General features: G+C 57.3%; 24 protein-coding genes. 9 read left to right on the plus strand and 15 right to left on the minus strand.

Going from position 1 to position 24,046, the window contains the following annotated elements; all coding sequences use genetic code 11:
- Positions 1–8: 8 nt before the first annotated feature.
- The 7 genes from cdsA to rpsB form a co-directional block, all read right to left on the minus strand.
- On the minus strand, positions 9–857 hold the full coding sequence (gene cdsA, locus CLM71_RS18580) for a phosphatidate cytidylyltransferase (RefSeq protein ID WP_015673558.1): 849 nt from the start codon (positions 855–857) through the stop codon (positions 9–11).
- A gap of 9 nt (positions 858–866) precedes the next feature.
- The gene (ispU, locus tag CLM71_RS18585) at positions 867–1,625 is read right to left on the minus strand and encodes a (2E,6E)-farnesyl-diphosphate-specific ditrans,polycis-undecaprenyl-diphosphate synthase (RefSeq protein WP_054306199.1); all 759 of its coding nucleotides are present in this window, start codon (positions 1,623–1,625) and stop codon (positions 867–869) included.
- Positions 1,626–1,907: 282 nt separating this feature from the next.
- Positions 1,908–3,104, minus strand: a complete 1,197-nt coding sequence (ispC, locus tag CLM71_RS18590) for a 1-deoxy-D-xylulose-5-phosphate reductoisomerase (protein ID WP_105232305.1) — start codon at positions 3,102–3,104, stop codon at positions 1,908–1,910.
- A 156-nt stretch (positions 3,105–3,260) separates the two neighbouring features.
- Entirely contained in the window at positions 3,261–3,818 is a 558-nt protein-coding gene (gene frr / locus CLM71_RS18595; RefSeq protein WP_105232306.1) for a ribosome recycling factor, read from the minus strand.
- 117 nt (positions 3,819–3,935) lie between these two features.
- On the minus strand, positions 3,936–4,661 hold the full coding sequence (gene pyrH / locus CLM71_RS18600) for a UMP kinase (RefSeq protein ID WP_105232307.1): 726 nt from the start codon (positions 4,659–4,661) through the stop codon (positions 3,936–3,938).
- Between the two features lie 227 nt (positions 4,662–4,888).
- Positions 4,889–5,740, minus strand: a complete 852-nt coding sequence (gene tsf / locus CLM71_RS18605) for a translation elongation factor Ts (RefSeq protein WP_105232308.1) — start codon at positions 5,738–5,740, stop codon at positions 4,889–4,891.
- Positions 5,741–5,926: 186 nt separating this feature from the next.
- Complete coding sequence (rpsB, locus tag CLM71_RS18610; RefSeq protein ID WP_105232309.1) at positions 5,927–6,652, minus strand: 30S ribosomal protein S2; 726 nt, start codon at positions 6,650–6,652, stop codon at positions 5,927–5,929.
- 368 nt (positions 6,653–7,020) lie between these two features.
- On the opposite strand from rpsB, the gene map reads away from it, so the two are divergent.
- The 4 genes from map (at position 7,021) to CLM71_RS18630 (ending at position 12,041) form a co-directional block, all read left to right on the plus strand.
- Positions 7,021–7,815 (plus strand): type I methionyl aminopeptidase, encoded by a 795-nt coding sequence (map, locus tag CLM71_RS18615; RefSeq protein ID WP_015673564.1) that lies wholly within the window; start codon positions 7,021–7,023, stop codon positions 7,813–7,815.
- A 79-nt stretch (positions 7,816–7,894) separates the two neighbouring features.
- On the plus strand, positions 7,895–10,564 hold the full coding sequence (gene glnD / locus CLM71_RS18620) for a bifunctional uridylyltransferase/uridylyl-removing protein GlnD (protein WP_105233492.1): 2,670 nt from the start codon (positions 7,895–7,897) through the stop codon (positions 10,562–10,564).
- Between the two features lie 167 nt (positions 10,565–10,731).
- Positions 10,732–11,556, plus strand: a complete 825-nt coding sequence (gene dapD, locus CLM71_RS18625; protein WP_105232310.1) for a 2,3,4,5-tetrahydropyridine-2,6-dicarboxylate N-succinyltransferase — start codon at positions 10,732–10,734, stop codon at positions 11,554–11,556.
- Between the two features lie 95 nt (positions 11,557–11,651).
- A complete protein-coding gene (locus CLM71_RS18630) occupies positions 11,652–12,041 on the plus strand; it encodes a DUF3461 family protein (RefSeq protein WP_105232311.1) in 390 nt (129 codons plus the stop codon).
- A 33-nt stretch (positions 12,042–12,074) separates the two neighbouring features.
- Here CLM71_RS18630 and CLM71_RS18635 read toward each other — a convergent pair whose 3' ends face one another.
- From CLM71_RS18635 to CLM71_RS18645, 3 genes are read right to left on the minus strand one after another with little or no spacing between them, the layout of a single operon-like run.
- Complete coding sequence (locus CLM71_RS18635; protein ID WP_105232312.1) at positions 12,075–12,524, minus strand: flavodoxin; 450 nt, start codon at positions 12,522–12,524, stop codon at positions 12,075–12,077.
- 33 nt (positions 12,525–12,557) lie between these two features.
- Positions 12,558–13,328, minus strand: coding sequence for a tRNA pseudouridine(65) synthase TruC (gene truC / locus CLM71_RS18640; protein ID WP_105232313.1), 771 nt, complete (start codon positions 13,326–13,328; stop codon positions 12,558–12,560).
- Positions 13,328–13,657: a YqcC family protein gene (locus tag CLM71_RS18645; protein WP_172606260.1), complete on the minus strand. Its 330-nt coding sequence runs from the start codon at positions 13,655–13,657 to the stop codon at positions 13,328–13,330. The genes truC and CLM71_RS18645 overlap by 1 nt, the downstream gene beginning before the upstream one ends.
- Before the next feature lie 177 nt (positions 13,658–13,834).
- Between CLM71_RS18645 and CLM71_RS18650 the strand changes: the two genes are divergently transcribed.
- Positions 13,835–15,073 (plus strand): MFS transporter, encoded by a 1,239-nt coding sequence (locus CLM71_RS18650; RefSeq protein ID WP_105232315.1) that lies wholly within the window; start codon positions 13,835–13,837, stop codon positions 15,071–15,073.
- A 576-nt stretch (positions 15,074–15,649) separates the two neighbouring features.
- On the opposite strand, the gene syd is transcribed toward CLM71_RS18650, so the two are convergent.
- Positions 15,650–16,201, minus strand: coding sequence for a SecY-interacting protein (gene syd, locus CLM71_RS18655; RefSeq protein WP_105232316.1), 552 nt, complete (start codon positions 16,199–16,201; stop codon positions 15,650–15,652).
- A 138-nt stretch (positions 16,202–16,339) separates the two neighbouring features.
- On the opposite strand from syd, the gene queF reads away from it, so the two are divergent.
- The 3 genes from queF (at position 16,340) to xni (ending at position 19,565) form a co-directional block, all read left to right on the plus strand.
- On the plus strand, positions 16,340–17,188 hold the full coding sequence (gene queF, locus CLM71_RS18660) for an NADPH-dependent 7-cyano-7-deazaguanine reductase QueF (RefSeq protein ID WP_105232317.1): 849 nt from the start codon (positions 16,340–16,342) through the stop codon (positions 17,186–17,188).
- Positions 17,189–17,407: 219 nt separating this feature from the next.
- The gene (gene ppnN / locus CLM71_RS18665) at positions 17,408–18,772 is read left to right on the plus strand and encodes a nucleotide 5'-monophosphate nucleosidase PpnN (protein WP_015673574.1); all 1,365 of its coding nucleotides are present in this window, start codon (positions 17,408–17,410) and stop codon (positions 18,770–18,772) included.
- A gap of 34 nt (positions 18,773–18,806) precedes the next feature.
- Positions 18,807–19,565, plus strand: a complete 759-nt coding sequence (gene xni, locus CLM71_RS18670; protein ID WP_105232318.1) for a flap endonuclease Xni — start codon at positions 18,807–18,809, stop codon at positions 19,563–19,565.
- A gap of 27 nt (positions 19,566–19,592) precedes the next feature.
- On the opposite strand, the gene rlmM is transcribed toward xni, so the two are convergent.
- From rlmM to CLM71_RS18690, 4 genes are all read right to left on the minus strand, one after another.
- Positions 19,593–20,696 carry a 23S rRNA (cytidine(2498)-2'-O)-methyltransferase RlmM gene (gene rlmM / locus CLM71_RS18675; protein WP_105232319.1) on the minus strand — a complete coding sequence of 368 codons (1,104 nt, stop codon included), beginning with the start codon at positions 20,694–20,696 and terminating at the stop codon, positions 19,593–19,595.
- Entirely contained in the window at positions 20,689–21,084 is a 396-nt protein-coding gene (locus tag CLM71_RS18680) for a DUF423 domain-containing protein (protein ID WP_099050025.1), read from the minus strand. Before CLM71_RS18680 ends, rlmM begins: the two co-directional genes overlap by 8 nt.
- 45 nt (positions 21,085–21,129) lie before the next feature.
- A complete protein-coding gene (locus CLM71_RS18685; protein WP_105232320.1) occupies positions 21,130–22,047 on the minus strand; it encodes a transcriptional regulator GcvA in 918 nt (305 codons plus the stop codon).
- A gap of 383 nt (positions 22,048–22,430) precedes the next feature.
- Positions 22,431–22,655 carry a YgdI/YgdR family lipoprotein gene (locus CLM71_RS18690; RefSeq protein ID WP_105233494.1) on the minus strand — a complete coding sequence of 75 codons (225 nt, stop codon included), beginning with the start codon at positions 22,653–22,655 and terminating at the stop codon, positions 22,431–22,433.
- A 183-nt stretch (positions 22,656–22,838) separates the two neighbouring features.
- Here CLM71_RS18690 and csdA point away from each other — a divergent pair, with 183 nt between their 5' ends.
- Complete coding sequence (csdA, locus tag CLM71_RS18695) at positions 22,839–24,044, plus strand: cysteine desulfurase CsdA (RefSeq protein ID WP_105232321.1); 1,206 nt, start codon at positions 22,839–22,841, stop codon at positions 24,042–24,044.
- Positions 24,045–24,046: the final 2 nt, after the last annotated feature.

The raw sequence follows: 24,046 nt of genomic DNA on the forward strand, positions 1-24,046 counted from the left end.
CGGACGGATTAAAACACTAACAGCATCAAACAGGCAAATACCGGCACGGCGGCGGTCAGGCTGTCGATACGATCCAGTATCCCGCCATGTCCCGGAATCAGATGGCCGCTGTCCTTGATGCCCGCTTCCCGTTTGAACATGCTCTCGGTGAGGTCGCCCAGCACCGAGGCCAGCGCGGCAGTCACCGAACAAACCAGCAGAGTTGCCGGCACCACGTTCAGCGGCGCATAGCGGCCAAACAGCCAGGAAATCAGCGCCGAGGTCACCAGACCGCCAATCAGACCTTCCCAGGTTTTACCCGGCGAAACCTTCGGTGCCAGCTTGTGTTTGCCGAACAGTTTGCCGAAGACGTAGGCGCCGGAATCCGCACCCCATACCAGCAGCATCACATACAGCAGCCACCAGGCACCGGTAAAATGGTTTTGCTCATAGCCGAACTGACGCAGCGCCAGCATGCCCCAAAAGAACGGCACGATAGTCAGGATACCGAATACCAGCCGCAGCGGGCGTGAATTACGCCACAGCCCTGCGGAGCCCGGATAAAACAGCACCAGCAGCAACGCAGCCAGCCACCATCCGAGCGACATCCACAGCGGCCCGCCAACCTGCAGCAGGTGAACGGACTGATGATAGGCCGGTACGCTCAGCATCATCAGCGCCAGTAAAAAGCCGCAGAGTATCGCCAACCAGATACGTTGAGAACGGGAGGCAAACCCGGCCAACTGGCCCCACTCCCACGCAGCTAACATGCACACTACCAGCGTTACCAGGGCAAATCCCACCGGAGGCAGCAAAAACAGCGCTGCAATAACGATCGGTATTAAAATCAGAGCAGTTATGAGGCGATACTTCAGCAAAAGTTCCCCCTAGGACGCATTAGCGCCGATAGGTGTTGTTCCCCCGAAGCGGCGCTCACGTTGTGCAAATGCATTCAGCGCACCTTCAAAGACAAGTTCATCAAAATCAGGCCAGAGTACATCAGTAAAGTAAAGTTCGGCATAAGCGATCTGCCACAGTAAGAAGTTGCTGATGCGGTGTTCACCGCCGGTACGGATCACCAGATCCACCGGCGCCAGATCGCTCATGCAAACCTGTTCGCTTAGCAACTCTTCGCTGATTTGGTCCGGGCGCAGTAAACCTTCCTGCACTTTTTCGGCCAAAGTCTTTACTCCCTGCATGATATCCCAACGACCGCCGTAGTTGGCGGCAATGTTGAGCGTCAGGCCATCGTTATTTTCAGTCAGTTGCTCGGAGCGACGAATACGCTCCTGCAAACGTGCGCTGAATCGGCTGACATCGCCAATCACGCGCAATCTGACGTTATGTTTGTGCAGGCTTTTCACTTCACTGTCCAGGGCGCGCACAAAAAGCTCCATCAATGCGGAGACCTCCTGCGCCGGACGATTCCAGTTCTCACTGCTGAAGGCATAAAGCGTGAGCGCATCCAAATGATGGCTGGCGGCAAAGCTGACGGCTCGGCGCACCGATTTCACCCCTGCTTTATGACCGAAGACACGTAACTTGCCCTGACGTTTAGCCCAACGTCCGTTACCGTCCATAATGATGGCAACGTGACGTGGCCCTGAAATGGACGGATTAGCTTCTTGTTGATTTGCGGACGACATAACTCGTACTTATTTCCTCGATAGAAACACAACAGCCTTTCCGGAACTTCAGGCCCTTGCGCGCAAAAAAAGCCGTGTGCCCGACACGGCTTTTTCGTCTGCACGTCCTGATAGCCCAGACGTCGTCTGGGACGAAGAGGTATTCGGCATACCAATCAGGCCATTATTCAACGGTATAACCGCTGACAGGTGGCGCAGACTATATCACCTCAGCGAAGCCTGAACAAACAGGCCCAGAGCGGCGCGCGCAATTTACGAACAAAATCAGACAATATCACGGGCTCAGGCGCGCTGCGCCTTCACAATTTCAGCGGCAACAACACGCGCCTGGCGATCGATATCTAAGACCGCGTCAACGCAGGTCGGTTCCTGCAAAGACAGCCGTTCGACAACTTTTTGGTTCACCGCCGCGATATCGGTGAAGCGAATCTGCGCCTGCAGGAAAGCGGCCACCGCCACTTCGTTGGCGGCATTGAGCGCGGTGGTCGCCGCCTGCCCCGCATCAAAGGCCGCAATGGCCAGATGCAGGCAGGGATAACGTTCACGCTCAGGCTCGGAGAAGGTCAACGCGCCGATGCGGCAAAAGTCCAGCGCGGCAACGCCGGAATTCACGCGCTGCGGATAGGCCATCGCGTGGGCGATCGGCGTACGCATATCCGGCGTGCCCAACTGCGCCAGTACGCTGCCGTCGACATAACGCACCATCGAGTGAATGACCGACTGCGGGTGCAGAATCACTTCCATTTGTTCGGCCGAGGCATTAAACAGCCAGCGGGCCTCAATATATTCCAGACCTTTATTCATCATGGTGGCGGAATCCACCGAGATCTTGCGCCCCATCGACCAGTTGGGATGGGCACACGCCTGATCCGGCGTCATCGCGGCAAACTGCTCCAGCGGCGTGGTACGGAACGGGCCGCCGGAACCGGTCAGCACAATGCGCGAAACACCATGATCTTCCAGTGAAGAGTATCCCAACTGGCGCTGAATGCTCTCAGGTAAACTCTGAAAAATCGCGTTATGCTCGCTATCGAGCGGTAAAAGCTGCGCCTGACTCTGCCGCACCGCATCCATAAACAGACGGCCGCAGGTCACCAGCGACTCTTTATTCGCCAGCAGCACCTGCTTGCCAGCGCGGATTGCCGACAGCGTTGGCAGCAAACCGGCGGCGCCGACGATGGCCGCAGTCACCTGATCGACGTCGTCCAGCGCCGCCAGCTCGCAGGCGGCCTGTTCACCCGCCATCACTTCGGTCGTCACGCCCTGCTCCGCCAGCAGCGTGCGCAGTTGCGCCGCCGAGGCTTCGTCCGCCATCGCCGCATAGGTCGGGCGGAACTCCAGGCACTGCTGCGCCATCACCGTTGCATTACGGCCGGCGACCAGCGCCTTCACGACGAAACGTTCAGGATTCTCCCGTACGACGGCCAGCGTGCTGGTGCCGACGGAGCCGGTGGAGCCAAGAATAGTCAGTTGCTTCATGAGTTCACTCTGAGTAACTGTCTGATAAGATCGATGGGGCTCCAGTGTGAAACCTTGCGCACCGGATGTCCACGATCTTTCAGTACGATAAAACGAGATCTGCGCTGCAAAAAATAAAGCGCCGCCTAAGCGACGCTTTGTTCAGCGCAAAGCCGATTAGAATTCCATCAGCTCTTTTTCTTTCTCCGCCAGAGCGGTGTCTACCAGCTTGATGTAAGCATCGGTCATTTTCTGAATGTCGTCTTGCGCACGACGTTCTTCATCTTCGCTGATTTCCTTGTCTTTCAGCAACGCCTTGACCTTATCGTTGGCATCGCGACGCACGTTACGCACGGACACACGGCCCTGCTCTGCTTCACCACGCACGATCTTAATCAGATCTTTACGACGCTCTTCGGTCAGCGCAGGCAGCGGCACGCGGATATCAGAACCGGCGGAAGACGGGTTCAGACCCAGATCGGAGGTCATGATGGCTTTTTCCACCGCCTGGCTCAGGGAACGATCGAACACGTTGATTTTCAGCGTACGGGAATCTTCCACCGTGATGCTGGCCAGCTGGCGCAGCGGCGTCGCAGCGCCGTAGTATTCCACCATGATGCCGTCAAGAATGCTTGGCGACGCGCGGCCGGTGCGGATTTTGCTGATTTGGTTTTTGAATGCTTCGACGCTTTTTTCCATGCGTGCGTCAGCATCTTTTCTGATGTCATTAATCACGTTGCGAACCTTTGGAAACGGGTTACTTGGCAGGCTTATTATAGCCCGTGAATTTTACTTGCTGGGGACAGGCGCGCACGTCGCCACCCGCCCCGCTCAATCAGTATCGAGCAGCAATTACTTGCTGATCAATGTACCTTCGTTCTCACCCATCACGACGCGACGCAGCGCACCCGGCTTGTTCATATTGAACACGCGGATCGGCAGGCTGTGATCGCGCGCCAGCGTAAACGCGGCCAGATCCATGACTTTCAGTTCACGTTCCAGCACGTCCTGATAGGTTAACTGTTCGTACAGCGTCGCATCCGGGTTTTTCACCGGATCGGCGGAGTATACACCATCCACTTTGGTGGCTTTCAATACCACGTCTGCTTCAATTTCGATCCCACGCAGGCAGGCGGCAGAGTCGGTGGTAAAGAACGGGTTGCCGGTACCGGCGGAGAAAATCACTACGCGGTTGTTACGCAGCAGGCTGATGGCCTCTGCCCAGCTGTAGTTATCACACACGCCATTCAGCGGGATAGCCGACATCAGGCGGGCGTTCACATAGGCACGGTGCAGTGCATCACGCATAGCCAGGCCGTTCATCACGGTAGCCAGCATTCCCATGTGGTCGCCCACTACGCGGTTCATCCCGGCTTGCGCCAGGCCCGCGCCGCGGAACAGGTTGCCACCGCCAATAACTACACCGACCTGAATGCCCAGCTCGACCAGCTCTTTCACTTCCTGAGCCATGCGATCCAAAACGCTCGCGTCGATACCAAAACCTTCTGCGCCTTGCAGGGCTTCGCCGCTCAGTTTGAGCAGGATACGCTGATATACGGGTTTTGCATTGGTTGCCATGGTTATTCTGTCCTAAGCAGCAGTAATAGTATTGGGGGTTTTAGCCGATGAAATGCGCCTGCGCAGAGTATAACCCGGCAGGGCTCGCCATCGGAGTAAATCTGGCTGGATCCGGATAAAGATATATCCTAAATAATTCAGGTTGCAGGAAAAAGGCACCCTACCCGCTGCCTGAAATACGGCGGATATAAAATGGAACCGCCAGACGGCGGTTCCATTAACAGTCATTAAGACTGCTTGCTCATTGCTGCAACTTCAGCAGCAAAGTCAGCTTCAACTTTCTCGATGCCTTCGCCCACTTCGAAGCGGATGAAGTTAACAACGTCAGCGTTGTGCTCTTTCAGCACCTGACCAACGGATTTGCTTGGCTCGATAACGAAAGGCTGACCGGTCAGAGAAACTTCGCCGGTGAATTTCTTCATGCGGCCTTCAACCATTTTCTCTGCGATTTCTTTCGGCTTGCCGGACTGCATAGCGATGTCCAGCTGAACCTGATACTCTTTTTCCACCACTTCGGCAGAAACGTCTTCAGGCTTCACGAACTCAGGCTTGCTGGCCGCAACGTGCATTGCGATCTGCTTAACCAGCTCTTCGTCAGCGCCTTTAGCGGAAACCAGAACGCCGATACGTGCGCCGTGCAGGTAGCTGCCCAGCACGTCGCCTTCCAGTACGGCTACGCGACGAATGTTGATGTTTTCACCAATTTTCGCCACCAGAGCAACGCGCTCTTCTTCGAACTGTGCTTTCAGTACTTCGATGTCAGTTACTTTACCGGCAACGGCCGCGTCCAGCACTTTGTCAGCGAATGCCTGGAAACCAGCGTCTTTAGCCACGAAGTCAGTCTGGCAGTTAACTTCCAGAATCACGCCGTAGTTGCCTTCGATTTTGGTTTTGATCACGCCGTCAGCAGCTACGTTGCCTGCTTTTTTCGCTGCTTTGATCGCACCAGACTTACGCATGTTTTCGATTGCCAGCTCGATGTCGCCGTTGGATTCAACCAGCGCCTTTTTGCAATCCATCATGCCAGCGCCAGTACGCTCGCGCAGTTCTTTTACCAGGGCAGCGGTAATATCAGCCATTTTTTAATTCCTCGGTTATCTCACTCGGAGATTTACCCGATACCTTTCGCGCCGTCGCGCCGGGCAACAACGCGGAACCTATCGGACAGGGTTCTCATTCAGATAAGCAAAGGGGGCCTTTAAGGCCCCCCTAACCAACATATGTCAATACCTGGTTAATAAGGGCTCGAGTTCGAGCTTGCCTTATTATTCAGCTTCTACCAAGCCTTCTTCCGCCTGAACGGCCAGATCTTGAGAGCGACCTTCGCGTACTGCGGCAGCAACGGCGGTCAGGTACAGGTTTACTGCACGGATTGCGTCGTCGTTACCAGGGATGATGAAGTCAACGCCGTCTGGATCGGAGTTGGTATCAACGATAGAGAATACCGGGATACCCAGGTTGTTGGCTTCTTTGATCGCGATGTGTTCGTGATCGGCATCGATAACGAACAGAGCGTCTGGCAGACCGCCCATATCCTTGATACCGCCCAGAGAGTTTTCCAACTTCTGCAGTTCACGGGTACGCATCAGCGCTTCTTTTTTGGTCAGCTTGTCGAAGGTGCCGTCTTGAGACTGGGTTTCCAGATCTTTCAAACGTTTGATGGACTGACGAACGGTTTTCCAGTTAGTCAGCATACCGCCCAACCAGCGATGGTTCACGAAGAACTGGTCGCAGTTGTTGGCAGCTTCTTTTACCGCTTCGCTTGCTGCGCGCTTGGTACCAACAAACAGGATCTTGCCTTTACGGGCAGAGATCTTGCTCAGCTCAGCCAGAGCGTCGTTGAACATTGGTACGGTTTTTTCCAGGTTGATGATGTGAACCTTGTTACGAGCGCCGAAGATGAATGGCTTCATTTTCGGGTTCCAGTAACGGGTCTGGTGACCGAAGTGTACACCGGCCTGGAGCATGTCGCGCATGGAAACAGTTGCCATGATTAAACCTCTATAGATTAAATTGGGGTTATGCCTCCACGTATCCCATAACGCCGACCCCAGAGCGAAGTTCTCACCTGAGGCACCCCGGCGCATGTGCCGATACGTGTGTGTTATTTACACAAATCGAGTGCAGTTAAGTAGTTTCAGCCTCACCGGCCACCGTCTTTTGGACGGAAGTCGCGGATCGCCGGCGCGCTTTATACCATAAACCCGTCGCCGACTCCAACTTTTGTTGCAGTATAACCCCTGAACGCCGCCCGCGCGCGCAAATCAAATTTGGCAGCCCTCCGGCGGGCTGATACCATAGCAAACTGCTTCTATATTCTTAATATTGTCGGCAAGCACGACACCTTCGGACGAATTTCATGGCCATCTCAATCAAAAACGCTGATGACATCCAAAAAATGCGCGTAGCCGGCCGCCTGGCCGCCGAAGTGCTGGAAATCATCGAGCCTTACGTCAAACCCGGCGTCACCACCGGTGAACTGGACCGTATCTGTCACGAATACATCACGGAAAAGCAGCAGGCGATCTCCGCCTGCCTAGGCTACCACGGCTTCCCGAAATCCGTCTGCATCTCGGTGAATGAAGTGGTGTGCCACGGCATCCCGAGCGATGACAAAGTGCTGAAAGACGGCGATATCGTCAATATCGACGTCACCGTTATCAAAGACGGCTGGCACGGCGACACCTCCAAGATGTTCCTGGTGGGCAAACCGACGATTCTGGGCGAGCGCCTGTGCCGCATCACGCAGGAAAGCCTGTACCTGGCGCTGAAAATGGTCAAGCCGGGCATCCGCCTGCGCACGCTGGGCAAAGCCATTCAGCAGTTCGTAGAGGCCGAGAAGTTCTCCGTGGTGCGTGAATACTGCGGACACGGCATCGGCGAAGTGTTCCACGAAGAGCCGCAGGTGCTGCATTACGACGCCGACGACGGCGGCGTGGTGCTGCAGGCGGGCATGGCCTTCACCATCGAGCCGATGGTCAACGCCGGCGACTACCGCATCCGCACCATGAAAGACGGCTGGACGGTAAAAACCAAAGATCGCAGCTTGTCGGCACAGTATGAGCATACTATTGTGGTGACTGAAAACGGCTGCGAGATAATGACGTTGCGCAAGGATGACACCATCCCCAACATCATTACGCATGACATGTAAGCGCGGCGGCAACGCCGTACGCTAAACGCATAACACAGGCCGGCTTTTGCCGGCCTTTTTTATTTTTATAGGCCATCCCATGTCTGAAGATTTTCGTGCATCCGCCCCGCCGGTCGTCGCGCCACTGACGCCGCCAGCCTCGCCCCATACCTATGGCGATGATGAGCTGGACTGCGGCACGCTGAAACAGCGACTGGAGCAGTTTCAGCACTGGCTGGCGACATCCTTTGACGCCGGAGCCAGCGCCGAAAGCCTGGTAGCGGCGCGCAGTGAGTTCGTCGACCGCCTGCTGCGCCGCCTGTGGCGTTTTTACGGCTTTGAGCAGGTTGCCGAAACCGCACTGGTCGCGGTGGGCGGCTACGGCCGCGATGAGCTGCATCCGCTGTCGGACATCGACGTGCTGGTGCTCAGCCAGCAGCGGTTGAGCGAGCCGCAGGCGGCGCGCGTCGGCGAATTCATCACCCTGCTGTGGGATCTGAAACTGGAGGTCGGCCACAGCGTGCGCACGCTGGAAGAGTGCCTACTGGAAGGGCTGGCCGATCTGACCGTGGCCACCAACCTGATCGAATCGCGGATGATCTGCGGCGACGTGGCGCTGTTCCTGCAGATGCAAAAACACATTTTCAGCGACGGCTTCTGGCCCTCCCCCGACTTTTTCCACGCAAAAATAGAGGAGCAGCAGGAGCGCCACCAGCGCTACCACGGCACCAGCTACAACCTGGAGCCGGACATCAAAAGCAGCCCCGGCGGCCTGCGCGATATCCATACCCTGTTATGGGTGGCGCGGCGCCACTTCGGCGCCACCTCGCTGGATGAAATGGTCGGTTTCGGCTTTCTGACACAGGCGGAACGCAACGAGCTGAACGAATGTCAGAGCCTGCTGTGGCGTATCCGCTTCGCGCTGCATCTGGAGCTGTCGCGTTATGATAACCGGCTGCTGTTCGACCGCCAGCTCAGCGTAGCGCAGCGGCTGCGCTACCAAGGCGAAGGCAATGAGCCGGTCGAGCGCATGATGAAAGACTTCTACCGCGTGACGCGCCGCGTCAGCGAACTGAACAACATGCTGCTGCAGCTGTTTGATGAAGCAATTCTGGCGCTGGACGCCACGGAAAAACCGCGCCCGCTGAACGATGATTTCCAGCTGCGCGGCGATCTGATCGATCTGCGCGACGAGACGCTGTTTGAACGCCAACCGGAAGCCATCATGCGCATGTTCTATCTGATGGTGCGTAACCGCGATATCCGCGGCATCTACTCCACCACCGTGCGCCAGCTGCGCCATGCGCGTCGCCATCTGAAGCAGCCGCTGTGCACCATTCCCGAAGCCCGCGAGCTGTTTATGGCGATTCTGCGCCATCCCGGCGCGGTGGCGCGCGCCCTGCTGCCAATGCACCGCCACAGCGTGCTGTGGGCCTATATGCCGCAATGGGGAAAAATCGTCGGCCAGATGCAGTTTGACCTGTTCCACGCCTACACCGTAGATGAACACACGATTCGCGTGCTGCAAAAGCTGGAAAGCTTCGCCGATGAAGAAACCCGGCCGCGCCACCCGCTGTGCGTCGAGCTGTATCCGCGCCTGCCCCACCCGGAGCTGCTGCTGATCGCCGCGCTGTTTCACGATATTGCCAAAGGACGCGGCGGCGATCACTCTATTCTGGGGGCGGAAGACGTGGTGGAGTTCGCCGCGCTGCACGGCCTCAACTCGCGGGAAACCCAGCTGGTCGCCTGGCTGGTGCGCTGTCACCTGTTGATGTCGGTCACCGCCCAGCGGCGAGATATTCAGGACCCGACGGTGATCCAGCAGTTCAGCGCCGAAGTACAGAGCGAAACACGGCTGCGCTATCTGGTCTGCCTGACGGTGGCGGATATCTGCGCCACCAACGAAACGCTGTGGAACAGCTGGAAACAGAGCCTGTTGCGCGAGCTCTATTTCGCCACGGAAAAGCAGCTGCGCCGCGGCATGCAAAACAGCCCGGACCTGCGCGAACGCGTACGCCACCACCGCCTGCAGGCGCTGGCGCTGCTGCGCATGGACAATATCGACGAAGAGGCGCTGCACCGCATCTGGAGCCGCTGCCGCGCCGACTATTTCCTGCGTCATTCGCCCAATCAGTTGGCCTGGCATGCACGCCACCTGCTGGCCCACGACTCCACCAAACCGCTGGTGCTGGTCAGCCGGCAGGCGACGCGCGGCGGCACCGAAATCTTTATCTGGAGCCCGGATCGTCCCTACCTGTTCGCCGCCGTCGCCGGAGAGATGGACCGCCGCAACCTGAGCGTACACGACGCGCAGATTTTCACCAACCGCGACGGAATGGCGATGGACACCTTTATCGTTCTGGAACCGGACGGCAGCCCGCTGGCGCAGGATCGCCACAACGCCATTCGTCAGGCGCTGCTGCAGGCAATCACCCAACGCGACTATCAGCCGCCGCGGGTGCGCCGGCCATCGTCCAAACTGCGCCACTTCAGCGTGCCGACGGAGGCCAGCTTTCTACCGACCCACACCGACCGGCGCAGTTACTTGGAGCTGACCGCGCTGGATCAGCCCGGCCTGCTGGCGCGCGTCGGTGAAGTGTTTGCCGATATGGGGCTTTCCCTGCACGGCGCGCGCATTTCCACTATCGGCGAGCGGGTTGAGGATTTATTTATTCTGGCCGACGGCGATCGGCGTGCTTTAAACGCCCAAACGCGCAGAAAGTTGGAACAACGGTTGACAGAGGCCCTCAATCCAAACGATAAAATGTGATATACCCTTCATCTTTCAAGCGGCAGCGTTGTTGGCTGCCCTTACTCACCCCAGTCACTTACCGACGTAAGCTCCGGGGAACTCGTGCGGTTGCCGCCTCGCCGCCACTCGAAATCTTTTGGGTAAACCAGTAACCTTTAGCTAAACATTATCAGGACGAGAACAGAATGCAGCAATTACAGAACGTTATCGAGAGCGCCTTTGAACGTCGTGCGGACATTACCCCGACGAGCGTAGACACCGTAACGCGCGAAGCGGTAAACCAGGCCATCGCCCTGCTGGACAGCGGCGCCCTGCGCGTCGCCGAAAAGATTGACGGCCAGTGGGTAACCCATCAGTGGCTGAAAAAAGCCGTGCTGCTCTCTTTCCGCATCAACGACAACAAGGTGATGGACGGGGCTGAAACCCGCTATTACGACAAAGTGCCGATGAAATTCGCCGACTACGACGAAGCGCGCTTCCAGAAAGAAGGTTTCCGCGTCGTACCACCGGCCACCGTGCGCCAGGGCGCGTTTATCGCACGCAACACCGTGCTGATGCCATCCTACGTCAATATCGGCGCCTACGTTGACGAAGGCACCATGGTCGATACCTGGGCCACCGTCGGTTCCTGCGCGCAGATCGGTAAAAATGTTCACCTGTCCGGCGGCGTCGGTATCGGCGGCGTGCTGGAGCCGCTGCAGGCCAACCCGACCATCATCGAAGACAACTGCTTTATCGGCGCACGTTCCGAAGTGGTTGAAGGGGTGATCGTGGAAGAAGGCTCGGTGATCTCCATGGGCGTTTACCTCGGCCAGAGCACCCGTATTTACGACCGTGAAACCGGCGAAATCCACTACGGTCGCGTCCCAGCGGGTTCCGTCGTGGTATCCGGCAACCTGCCGTCCAAAGATGGTTCCTACAGCCTGTACTGTGCGGTGATCGTCAAAAAAGTGGACGCCAAGACGCGCGGAAAAGTCGGCATTAATGAGTTATTGCGCACCATCGACTAAGCTGAATAGCGGGTGATTCACCCGCTATTTTTTTATCTTAAGCAACGCGGGCATCCTCACTAACGTGGAATAACACTTATTACTAGGGGCGACGTATGTACGATAATTTGAAAAGCTTGGGCATTAATCAACCGGAAGATATCGATCGTTATAGCCTGCGGCAAGAGGCCAATAACGACATCCTCAAGATCTATTTCCGCAAGGATAAAGGCGAGTTCTTCGCCAAAAGCGTGAAATTCAAATATCCACGTCAGCGTAAAACCGTGGTGGCCGACAACGCCGGTCAGGGTTATAAAGAGATCCACGAGATAAACCCCAACCTGCGCTATGTGATCGATGAGCTGGATCAGCTGTGTCAGCGCGATCAGGCGGAAGTCGATTTGAAACGCAAGATCCTCGAAGACCTGCGCCATCTGGAAGGCGTGGTGTCGCACAAGATTGCCGAGATTGAAGCCGACCTGGAAAAGCTGACCCGCGGCAAATAATCATCAGGGCGCGGTCACCGCGCCCTTCAGGGTTTACTTCAGCAATGCCGCCCATTTTTCTACCCACGGGCAGGAAACCACTTCGGGTTCAGGCTGTTCCATGGCATCAATTTCCAGCACTTCCCCTACGCGCGTCGCCCCCTGCTCCTGCAGCAATGCATCAAACGCCCGGCCGGCGCCGCAGAAATTGTCATAGCTGCTGTCGCCCAGCGCAATCACTCCGTAGCGCAGCTCCGGCTGATAACCGACCCGATCGCGAATCGCCACGAACAGCGGCGCGATGCTGTCCGGCAAATCTCCCTGCCCGGTGGTCGAGGTCACCACCAGCGCATAATGCTGATGATAGGCCTGCCACTCTTCCAGCGTCCCCTCTTCGAACAGTTTGACCTCGTGCCCCTGCTCGATAAGGATGGTTTCCGCTTCTTCCGCCACCAACAACGCATTACCGTATACCGTGCCGACGAAAATACCGACCTGAGCCATGCTTACAACTCCCTTAATGCTCTGAAAAAATTCTCAGCTAGCTTGACCGTAAGCCGCCGGAAACTCAACCCTGACGAGCTCAGGGAGAACATCCAGCCAGCCAAACTGTGACATTACGCCCTGCCAGGCCTGATCCCAACGGGCGGAAATCTGCAGCGGCTGTCCGCTCACCGGGTGATTAAGCCGCAGGTGGCTGGCGTGCAGCATCAGGCGCGGACAGGAAAAATGCTGCGCCATGCCGCGGTTTTGCCGCAGATCGCCGTGTTTGCTGTCGCCGATGATCGGGTGGCGCAAATGCGTCATATGGCGCCGTAACTGATGCTTGCGACCGGTTTCCGGCTGCAGCTCCATCAGGCTGTAGCGCGCGCTGTCATAGCGCCCGATCGCCACCGGCATTTCCACCTGCGCCAACGGCCGATAGTGGGTCAGTGCCGGCTGCGGCGCTTTATCCGCATCAGAAAACTTATCGGCGATCTTGTCCCGCTCCTGCGTCAGCGGATAGTCGAGCGTCGCGGCTTCATTGACAAAGCCGCGCACCACCGCATGGTAAGTTTTCTCTACCTGATGCTGTTCAAACTGCTGCGACAACAGATGAGCAACCTCGCTGGACAGCGCCATCAACAATACGCCGGACGTCGGCCGGTCAAGCCGGTGAACGGTAAAAACGTGCTGGCCGATCTGATCGCGCACCGTCTGCATCACAAACACGCTTTCATGGCGGTCCAGCCAGCTGCGGTGCACCAGCCAGCCGGCGGGCTTGTTCACCGCCACCAGATGCTCATCCTGATAAAGAATCTCCAGCATTACTGCGGCTCTTGATTCAGTAAGTCATCCAGGCGCTGAAGCACCACCAACAACGGCAGACAGCCAGGCTCTTTGTCTTTCAGCGCCTCTTCAAAATAGGGCGTGATGGCAAAGCGCGTCGGCAACGGCGCATTGGCGTCCAGCAGGGCATACATGCGCGGCAGCATCACCCACTGCAGCCACTCCTCCGCCTGCATGCTGTCAATGCAAAACGGTTCGCTGCTGTTAAACGCCTCAGGCGCCGGCGGCGTAGCCTGCCACAGCGCCAGATCGCGCATGGATTGTTCGATAGTCTGCAAGTAAAGGCGAACCTGATTATGTATATTCATCTGCATTTCCGATCGTTCGAAGCGATAAAACTCAGCGCGCAGGCTGAAAGGCGGCAGAGCATAGCATTTAACCGGTTATAGCCCAAATTCCGTCGGCAAGACAGATTTTACGCTGGTGGCTGAACTGCGCGCGCGGCACAATATCCATTAAGTAAACCAATAAATAAGATGATACACATGACCGCAACATCAGCAGTAAAACAACACGCAACGCCCGGTAAAGCCATGCTGGCCTCGGTGACCGGCTATGCCATGGATGGTTTTGACCTGCTTATTCTAGGCTTTATGCTGCCGGTTATCGCCGCCGAACTACACCTCACCTCTGCCGAATCCGGCTCGCTGGTCACCTGGACGCTGATCGGCGCGGTATTGGGCGGCATAATTTTCGGCCACCTCAGTGACCGCTTCGGCCGGATCCGCATCCTTACCGTCACTATTTTGATGTTTTCACTGTTTACCGGCCTGTGTGCGCTGGCGGTCGGCTATTGGGATCTGCTGGCTTACCGCACGCTGGCAGGTATCGGGCTGGGCGGCGAGTTCGGCATCGGTATGGCGCTGATCGCCGAAGCCTGGCCGGCGGAAAAGCGCAACCGCGCCTCCGCCTACGTGGGCATGGGCTGGCAGCTTGGCGTGCTGGCTGCGGCGTTTCTGACGCCGCTGCTGCTGACGCATATCGGCTGGCGCGGCATGTTTCTGGTCGGCCTGGTGCCGGCCCTGGCCTCCTTCCTGATCCGCCGCACGCTGGGAGAGCCGGAAGAATTCGAGCGGCAAAAAAGCACGGCGCCGGTTTTATCCTTCAGCCAGCGTCTCGGCCTGCTGTTCAAGGACCGCGCTACCGGACGCGCCAGCATCGGCATTTTTATTCTTTGTTCGGTGCAAAATTTTGGTTACTACGGGCTGATGATCTGGATGCCCACCTATCTGGCGACCAACTTTGGCTTTTCCCTGACCAAATCCGGCATCTGGACGGCGGTAACGGTGATCGGCATGACCTTGGGCATCTGGCTGTTCGGCATGTTGGCCGACCGCTTTGCACGCTGGAAGATTTTCATCGCTTATCAGTTGGGTGCGGTGGTGATGGTGGTGTGCTACGCACAACTCAGCGACCCGACCTGGATGCTGCTGGCCGGCGCGGTGATGGGGTTGTTCGTCAATGGCATGATTGGCGGTTACGGCGCACTGATTTCAGACACCTACCCAACGCAGGCTCGGGCTACGGCGCAAAATATTCTGTTTAATCTGGGACGCGGCGTTGGCGGGTTGGGGCCGCTGGTCATTGGCGCACTGGTGACGCAGGTATCCTTCACCGCGGCCATCAGCCTGTTGGCCGCCATTTATCTGCTGGATATCTACGCCACGCTGTTCCTGCTGCCGAAAAAACAGGGCCAAGGGGATACGCTGGGAGCGATCGGCTAAATGCGCAAGGCAGGCAAAAAGTTGGGGGCACTGTATGAACAGTGCCCCCGGTTCGTTTTATAGCTTTCCCGCTACACGGAATGCTCCCTGCTCAATCCCTGAAAACTTTTCCTGCGGCCATCCTGACCCAACGTCCATGCCTTATCCTTTAACTAGCATCATCCTGACGCGGTCCTCGGTCTCCCTGACCCACCAGCCATCCCGTACCGGCTCTCAATCTCCATCCTGGAGGTGTCCCTGATTTCTTTCCTGAAATATCCTGAGCATCGCCCTGACGCCATCCCGCCACCCTTCACTGGGCGCATCCGCTTCTTCATCCAGAAGTCTGCATCATCCCGATGCTTCCAGCTCCAGCCGCCTTCCGTCCGGCATGTATAAGATCGCTTAATTCCTTTCTCGCCACAAGGGATTGTGAGACAAAAGTACAAAAAGGCGTTACACGATAGTTTTTAGCGATACGTTAACCAACTGATACATCTAGCAATAAATCAATTTTTGCCATTAGGCGTCTATAAATTAAAAGCGATCTCGCACAAGGTTTGTGCGAGATATCTCACAAGCATTTTGGGTTTTAGCTCAATCACCAGCTAACGGGCGCAGCGCATCAAGGAAGTTGCCCAACGTAGCAGCCAACAGCGTACGCCGATCGCTGCCAAACTGTTCCAGCACCACATTGCCGCTGATGTTGCACAGTGACACCATCTCCATCTCTGATTCCGTGGTCGCCAGGAACAGCGTCGGCGACAGCTTCAGACGTTTTTGCGTCACCAGATGACCGATCAGGTTTTCCTGCAGGCGGATAAAATCATCCGCGCTCCACACCTGCAGCAGGCTAAGACGATGCTCGCCGAACTGCGCGCTCATATCCCCGGCATATTGCTGCGTATAAAAGGTGTGAATATCCGGCTGCAGCCGCAGCTCCAGCGCAGTTTCTACCTTTTCCAGCGTTGCCGCAGGCGTAAACGGCTGCGGCAGCCACAGCACCTCATCGTCGCGATTTTCTACCACGCACGGTGAAGGCACGCCGTACAATTCGCGGCTGGTCGGCGCATGGCCACGCTGCTGCTGCCAGAGCGCCACATAGCGCTGGGTAAATTCACGCAAGGCGTGAGTCACATCATGGTCCATATTTTCTCTCGCATACGGTAAACTGACGGCCATTGTACCCATAACCTTGCATACTTGCTTGCAGCGACGCCGGCGTTAAGCACGTTGCCGCGTCTGCAATGCCATTTTTCAGCACTAACCGGAGTAAGGTGACAGCAGATGTCCTCCTATCAAAATCATCAGGCATTATCAGGGCTGACGCTCGGTAAACCCACCGCTTACCACGACCAGTACGACGCCACGCTGCTGCAGCCGGTGCCGCGCAGCATGAACCGCGAGCCGCTGGGCCTTTACCCCGATAGCCTGCCGTTCCACGGCGCGGATATCTGGACGCTGTACGAGCTCTCCTGGCTCAACGCTAAAGGTCTGCCGCAGGTGGCGGTGGGAGAAATCAGCCTCAATGCCTTCAGCCTGAATTTGATCGAATCGAAAAGCTTCAAACTCTACCTGAACAGCTTCAACCAGACCCGTTTTGAGAACTGGGAAGCGGTGCGCTGCACGCTGTTGCGCGATCTGGCGGCCTGCGCGCAGGGAGAGGTGGAAGTGAAACTGTTCCGCCTGGATGAAATTGAAGGGCGTCCTATTGCGCAGCTGCAGGGCGAATGCCTGGACCAGCAGGACATCAGCATCGATGACTATCAGTTCAGCGCCGACTATCTGCAGGATGCGGCAGCGGGCAGCCCCGTGGTGGAAGAAACGCTGGTCAGCCATCTGCTGAAGTCCAACTGCCTGATCACCAATCAGCCCGACTGGGGCTCGGTGCAAATCGCCTACCGCGGCGCGCAGATTAACCGCGAGGCGTTGCTGCGCTATTTAGTCTCTTTCCGCCATCATAATGAATTTCATGAACAGTGCGTGGAGCGCATTTTCAACGATATCATGCGTTTTTGTCAGCCTGAACGCCTCTCGGTCTATGCGCGCTATACCCGCCGCGGCGGCCTGGACATCAACCCGTGGCGCAGCAACGTCGCCTTTGCGCCGGCGCACGGCCGTCTGGCACGCCAATAAATGCGAGGCGTTGCTCAACAACTGAGCTAATAGCAGGTTTGCATTGGTAAAAATCAGGGGACGGCGGTAAGGTTAATTCTCGGCGCCCTCACGCATAGCGGGTGCCGCAGAGCAGATAGGCGTTATTAACCGCAGCGTGCACAAGCGGGGTCGTCATAATGACAGGCGGTCCTGCCGTATGGATTGCCACCGCCCCGCCATGGGTGCAAAGGAGTTACCTTGATTACACATATCAGCCCGCTTGGCTCAATGGATTTGCTGTCGCAGTTGGAAGTAGACATGCTGAAGCGTACCGCCAGCAGCGACCTGTATCGTTTATTCCGCAACTGTTCACTGGCGGTGCTGAACTCCGGCAGCCAGACCGACAACAGCAAACAGCTGCTGTCACGCTATGAAACGTTTGATATCAATGTACTGCGCCGTGAGCGCGGCGTAAAACTCGAGCTGGTCAACCCGCCGGAAGACGCCTTTGTCGATGGGCGCATTATCCGTTCCCTGCAGGCCAACCTGTTCGCGGTGCTGCGCGATATTCTGTTCGTGCACGGGCAAATCGCCAGCGCCGGGCGCTTCCAGCACCTGAATCTGGAAAACTCCGTCCATATCACCAACCTGGTGTTCTCGATTCTGCGAAATGCGCGCACGCTGCATCTGGATGAAGATCCCAATATGGTGGTGTGCTGGGGCGGCCACTCGATCAATCAGAACGAATACCTGTACGCGCGTAAAGTCGGCAGCGAGCTGGGCCTGCGCGAACTGAACATCTGCACCGGCTGCGGCCCGGGCGCCATGGAGGCGCCAATGAAAGGCGCAGCGGTCGGCCATGCTCAGCAGCGCTATCGCAACAGCCGGTTTATCGGCATGACCGAGCCATCCATCATCGCCGCCGAGCCGCCTAACCCATTGGTCAACGAACTGGTGATCATGCCGGATATCGAAAAGCGTCTGGAAGCCTTCGTGCGCATCGCCCACGGTATCATTATTTTCCCGGGCGGCGTGGGCACGGCGGAAGAGCTGCTGTACCTGCTGGGCATCCTGATGAATCCGGAAAACAGCGAGCAGGTGCTGCCGCTGATCCTCACCGGGCCGAAAGAGAGCGCCGACTACTTCCGGGTGCTGGATGAGTTCATCATGAATACCCTCGGCGACGCGGCGCGCCGCCATTACACCATTATCATCGACGACCCGGCCGAAGTGGCGCGCCAGATGAAGAAGGCGATGCCGCTGGTGAAAGAAAACCGCCGCAATACCGGTGACGCCTACAGCTTCAACTGGTCGATGCGCATCGCTCCGGATCTGCAGCTGCCGTTTGAGCCGACCCATGAGAATATGGCCAACCTCAACCTGTCGCCGCAGCAGCCGCCGGAAGAACTGGCCGCCGCGCTGCGCCGCGCGTTCTCCGGCATCGTCGCCGGCAACGTGAAAGAGAACGGCATTCACGCCATTGAGCAGTTCGGCCCGTACAAACTGCATGGCGACCCGCAAATGATGAAGCAGATGGATCAGCTGCTGCAGGGCTTCGTCGCCCAGCACCGCATGAAGCTGCCGGGCAGCGCCTACGTGCCCTGCTATGAAATCATTACCTGACCAGCCGCCCTGCCTTTTTGCTAGCTAAAACGCTATGGCCATACATCTACTGATCGTCGATGCCCTGAACCTGATTCGCCGTATCCACGCCGTACAAGGTTCTCCGTGCGTCGATGCCTGCCGTCATGCGCTGACGCAGCTGATTCAGCACAGCAAGCCAACCCACGCGGTCGCGGTCTTTGACGAAGACGACCGGGGCGACAGCTGGCGTCACCAGTTGCTGCCGGACTATAAGGCCGGCCGTTCGCCCATGCCGGACACTCTACAGCAGGAAATGCCGCAGCTGCGCGAGGCGTTTGCCAGTCTCGGCGTCGCCTGCTGGCACTCCCCCGGCAACGAAGCGGACGACCTGGCTGCAACGCTGGCCGCCAAGGTATCCGGCGGCGGCCACCAGGTTACCATCGTGTCGACCGATAAGGGCTACTGCCAGCTGCTGGCGCCCCAGGTGCAAATCCGCGATTACTTCCAAAAACGCTGGCTGGATCTGCCTTTCGTGCAGAAAGAGTTCGGCGTAGCGCCGCAGCAGCTGCCGGATTACTGGGGGCTGGCCGGTATCAGCAGCAGTAAAATCCCCGGAGTTGCCGGCGTCGGGCCGAAGACCGCCGTGCAGCTTCTGCAGCAGGCGGCGGATCTGGATACGCTGTATCAGCAGTTGGATACGGTGCCGGAGAAGTGGCGCAAAAAACTGGAACAGCACCGCGAGATGGCCTACGTCAGCAAACAGATCGCCACGCTGCGTACCGATCTGACGCTGGACGGCAACCTGCAACAGCTGCGGCTGCCGATAAACTAAGGGCGCTGCAAGCAGCGCCCTGTCATATCAGTCCCGTTCGTCGCGGCGGCCCGGCACGGCGGACCACATGCGGCGTACGTGCACCGTCACCTCTTCACGGTCATGATACAGCTGCTTGGCATGCACATCCGCGCTGATGCCTGCCGCACCCAACGCCTCCCGGATGCTCTGCAGATTCTGCGAGACCTCTTCGTAACGCTTCTTCATCGGCAGCTTCAGGTTGAAGATCGCCTCACGGCACCAGCCTTTGACCAGCCACTGAATCATCAGGCTGGTGACCTTAGCCGGCTTCTCCACCATATCGCACACCAGCCAGTAGATTTTGCTGCTGTTCGGCTCAAATTTAAAACCGTCGGCGCGATGATGGGTAACCTGACCGGTATCCATCAGGCTTGGCGCCATCGGGCCGTTATCCACCGCATGCACCATCATGCTGCGCTTCACCAACTGATAGGTCCAGCCGCCAGGGCAGGCCCCAAGATCCACGGCGTGCATGCCGCTGCCCAGACGTTCGTCCCACTCATCGGCGGGAATAAACACGTGGAACGCTTCTTCCAGCTTCAACGTTGAACGGCTTGGCGCATCGGCCGGGAATTTCAGCCGCGGGATGCCCATATAGAACGGCGAGTTATTGTTGCTGTATGAATAGCCGACATAGCAGCATCCCGGCGCGATAAAGAACACGTGCACCACCGGCCGCGTCGGATTTTCACGCGCCATCAGCACCTTCTGCTCACGCATCGCGGCGCGCAGCGGCACCGTCAGCTTGCGGCAGAACTTCATCAGTTCTTTGCTTTCGTTGGTGTCCGCCACTTCTACCCGCAGCTCGCCGCCGCGATCGACCACGCCGATCAGCATACCGACAATCGGCGAAACGCGGTCTTCCGGCGGCAGATCGCGCAGCAGCTCACCGACGACAATCAGCTGGCGGGCAAAAATTAGCTCGCGGAAGGGAATTTCTTTCGCCAGCCGGTCAGCATCGTCCGGCTGATAGCACTCAAACAGCACATAGCCGCTGTTTTCTTTTACCCGGGCAAAGCCGAAAATCTCCAACTGAGAGGCTTTATCCGTAATTTCCGCCGCGCACTCTTTTTCAAAGCCGGGGCGGCAGTACAATGCAACTTTATTCATGGCGCTCGGCCTTTTTCCTCAGACGCAAAGCGCCAATCAACATCAATGCCCAACCGATCAGGAAACACACGCCGCCTACCGGCGTGATATAGACCCAGACCTTCAGGTGCGACAGCGCCAAACAATACAGGCTGCCGCTAAACAACACGGTGCCGAGCGCCAGCAGCGCTCCGCTCCAGTAAAACCACAGGCTGACGCGGCGTTGCATCGCTACCGCCAGTGCCAGCACCGCCAGGGTATGCACCCCTTGATAATCCAGCCCGGTGCGGATCCACGCCATTTCATTAGCGCCCAGCGTACCGCTCAGCACGTGCGCGCCAAATGCCCCCAAAGCAACAAATACAAAACCGCTGATCGCGGCAAAAATCAGCATAGAACGACTGCTCATCGTTATTTACCTTTAGTCGATAACCGACCGCCTGAGGCCGCCGGTTTATTGTTCATAGCGGAAACGATATTTTTCCTGCTCGCTGGCAGCACGCGCCAGTATCCATTGGCGAAAGGCGGCTATTTTACCCAGTTCTGCCTGGCTGTCATGACATACCAGATAAAAAGCGTTTTTGCTGACCAAAACATCATTAAACGGACATACCAACCTGCCCGCTTCAATTTCCGTCTGCGCAATCACGTTGTTCACCAGCGCAATGCCCTGACCATGCACCGCCGCCTGTACCACCATCGCGCTGTGGCTGAAAATCGGCCCCTGCTGCACATTAATATGCTGTAAACCCAGTTGCCGGGTATAGGCCAACCAGTCGCGGCGTGAAGTATCGTGCAGCAGCGTGTGATTAGCCAGATCGTCCGGCGATTTTAAGGCGCGCTCGCCGGTCAGCAGGCTGGGAGAACACACCGGCAGCAGATATTCGGCATACAATCGCTCCGCACGCAGCCCCGGCCAATTGCCGCGGCCATAAAAAATGGCGACGTCAACGTCGTCGGCCAGTTTATCCTCTTCCCGGTCAACGGCTTGTATACGAACATCAATTCCCGGATAAGCTGAGTTAAAGCCAGACAGGCGCGGCACCAGCCACTGAATAGCGAAACTCGGCGGCAAACTGACCGTCAATGCGCCCTTGGCGCTGCGCGCCTGCAGCTTACGCGTTGCTTCATTGATGGAGGAGAATATCTCTTTGATATCCAGATAATAACTCTGCCCTTCTTCGGTCAGCAGCAGAGAACGGTTGCGCCGGCGGAACAGTTTAAGGCCGAGGAAATCCTCCAGAGACTTGATCTGGTGGCTCACCGCAGCCTGAGTGACAAAAAGCTCTTCGGCCGCTTTAGTGAAACTGAGATGGCGGGCTGCCGCATCAAACACCCGCAACGCATTAAGGGGTGGTAAACGTTTAGACATTAATTAGCTACTTTTGTGTAACAAAATTACAACACCATCAACCCTAAAAGCGGGTTGCGTTGACAGACGCGCGCTGGCTCGCTTTCTCCACGTCCATTTCATTAGTTTTTTTTATCCGATGCATTATAAATTGTCCGTTGAGCAGACGCCAGCAAATACCTATAGTGGCGGCACTTCCCGGGCCGGAACGAAAAGGGATTGGGTGTCGAGGACGCCGATGAACTTTTGGCTTGTGGTTGTGATGTTGTGTTTGCAAATTGTCCGGCGATTCCGGACATGGTAGCTAAGCTACTGTTTTTTTCACTTCCTGTACATTTACCCTGTCTGTCCATAGTGATTTATGCAGCACCGCAAACATTGCGGTGCTTTTTTTTACCTGACGCTTACTGGTCGCTTTCTGCCAGCTCTTTCACGTCGGCACGGTTAATTTGCTGTTCGACGCCGTTCGCATCTTTATAGCTGATCATCCCGGTATCTTCATCAACCTGCGGTTTACCGTCGGCAACAATGGTTCGTCCATCATTGGTGTGCATCACATAGTTACTGGAACAAGCTGCCAACGTGAACGTCAGCATCAGAGCAGAGATAACTGCGGCCGTTTTCTTCATCTTGGACTCCTTGTAGATAAAAATGCTGTAAAAGACCTTTAGATACATAAAGGCAAGGTTGCGCACCCGTAGAAACAGCATAACAAACTCACACCGGAATGCCAGACAACCGCTGCAATGGACTTGTCAGTCACGGCAAAATAGGACAGGATCGACAGGTGTTCCGACCAATGATAATCCACTATGTCGTCGTTTAATTCCTCACTTTTCCGCCGCCAGTTTCCCGCGCTGGCGCAGCCCGGCGTTTATCTGGACAGCGCCGCCACCGCGCTGAAGCCGCAGGCGGTGATCGCCGCCACGCAGCAGTTTTACAGCAGCGAGGCGGCCACCGTGCACCGCAGCCAGCATAAGGCCGCTCAGGATCTGACCGTACGTTTTGAACAGACGCGCCATCAGGCGGCGGCATTGATTAACGCCGCCGGCGCCGAAGAAATTGTCTGGACGCGCGGCACCACCGAGGCGATTAATCTGGTGGCGCAAAGCTATGCGCGCCCCCGCCTGCAGCCCGGCGATGAAATTATCGTCAGCGAGGCGGAGCATCATGCCAACCTGATCCCCTGGCTGATGGTCGCAGAGCAGACCGGTGCCTGCGTAACAAAACTGCCGCTGGGGGCCGACCGGCTGCCCGACCTGGCGCTGCTGCCGACGCTGCTCAGCGATAAAACCCGGCTGCTGGCGCTGGGACAGATGTCCAACGTTACCGGCGGCTGTCCGGATCTGGCGCAGGCGATCGCGCTGGCGCACGGCGTCGGTGCCAAAGTCATGATCGACGGCGCCCAGGGCATCGTGCACTGTCCGGCGGACGTACGGCGGTTAAACATCGACTTTTACGCCTTTTCCGGCCATAAGCTGTATGGCCCGACCGGTATCGGCGTGCTGTACGGCAAAAGTGAACTGCTGGCGCAGATGGCGCCGTGGCAAGGCGGCGGCAAAATGCTGACTCAGGCCTCGTTTGACGGCTTTACCGCGCAAAAACCGCCCTACTGCTTTGAGGCCGGCACGCCGAATATCGCCGGAGTACTGGGGCTGGGCGCAGCGCTGAGCTGGCTGGAGGAACAAAATCTGCCGGCGGCGGAAGCCTACGCACGGCAATTAACCGACGACGCCGAGCATCGGTTGGCACAACTGGCAGGCTTTCGCAGCTTCCGTTGCTCCGGCTCCAGCCTGCTGGCGTTCGATATTGCCGGTATTCATCACAGCGATATCGTCACGCTGCTGGCGGAGCAAGGCATCGCGCTGCGCGCCGGGCAGCACTGCGCGCAGCCGCTGATGGCGGCGCTGGGCGTCAGCGGCACCCTGCGCGCCTCTTTCGCCCCTTATAATACGCCGGAAGACGTCGACAGGCTGGTCGACGCCATGGTGAATGCCGTCGATCTGCTGGCAGATTGATA

This window comes from Serratia sp. MYb239, from assembly GCF_002966855.1.
GTDB lineage: Bacteria > Pseudomonadota > Gammaproteobacteria > Enterobacterales > Enterobacteriaceae > Serratia_B > Serratia_B rhizosphaerae.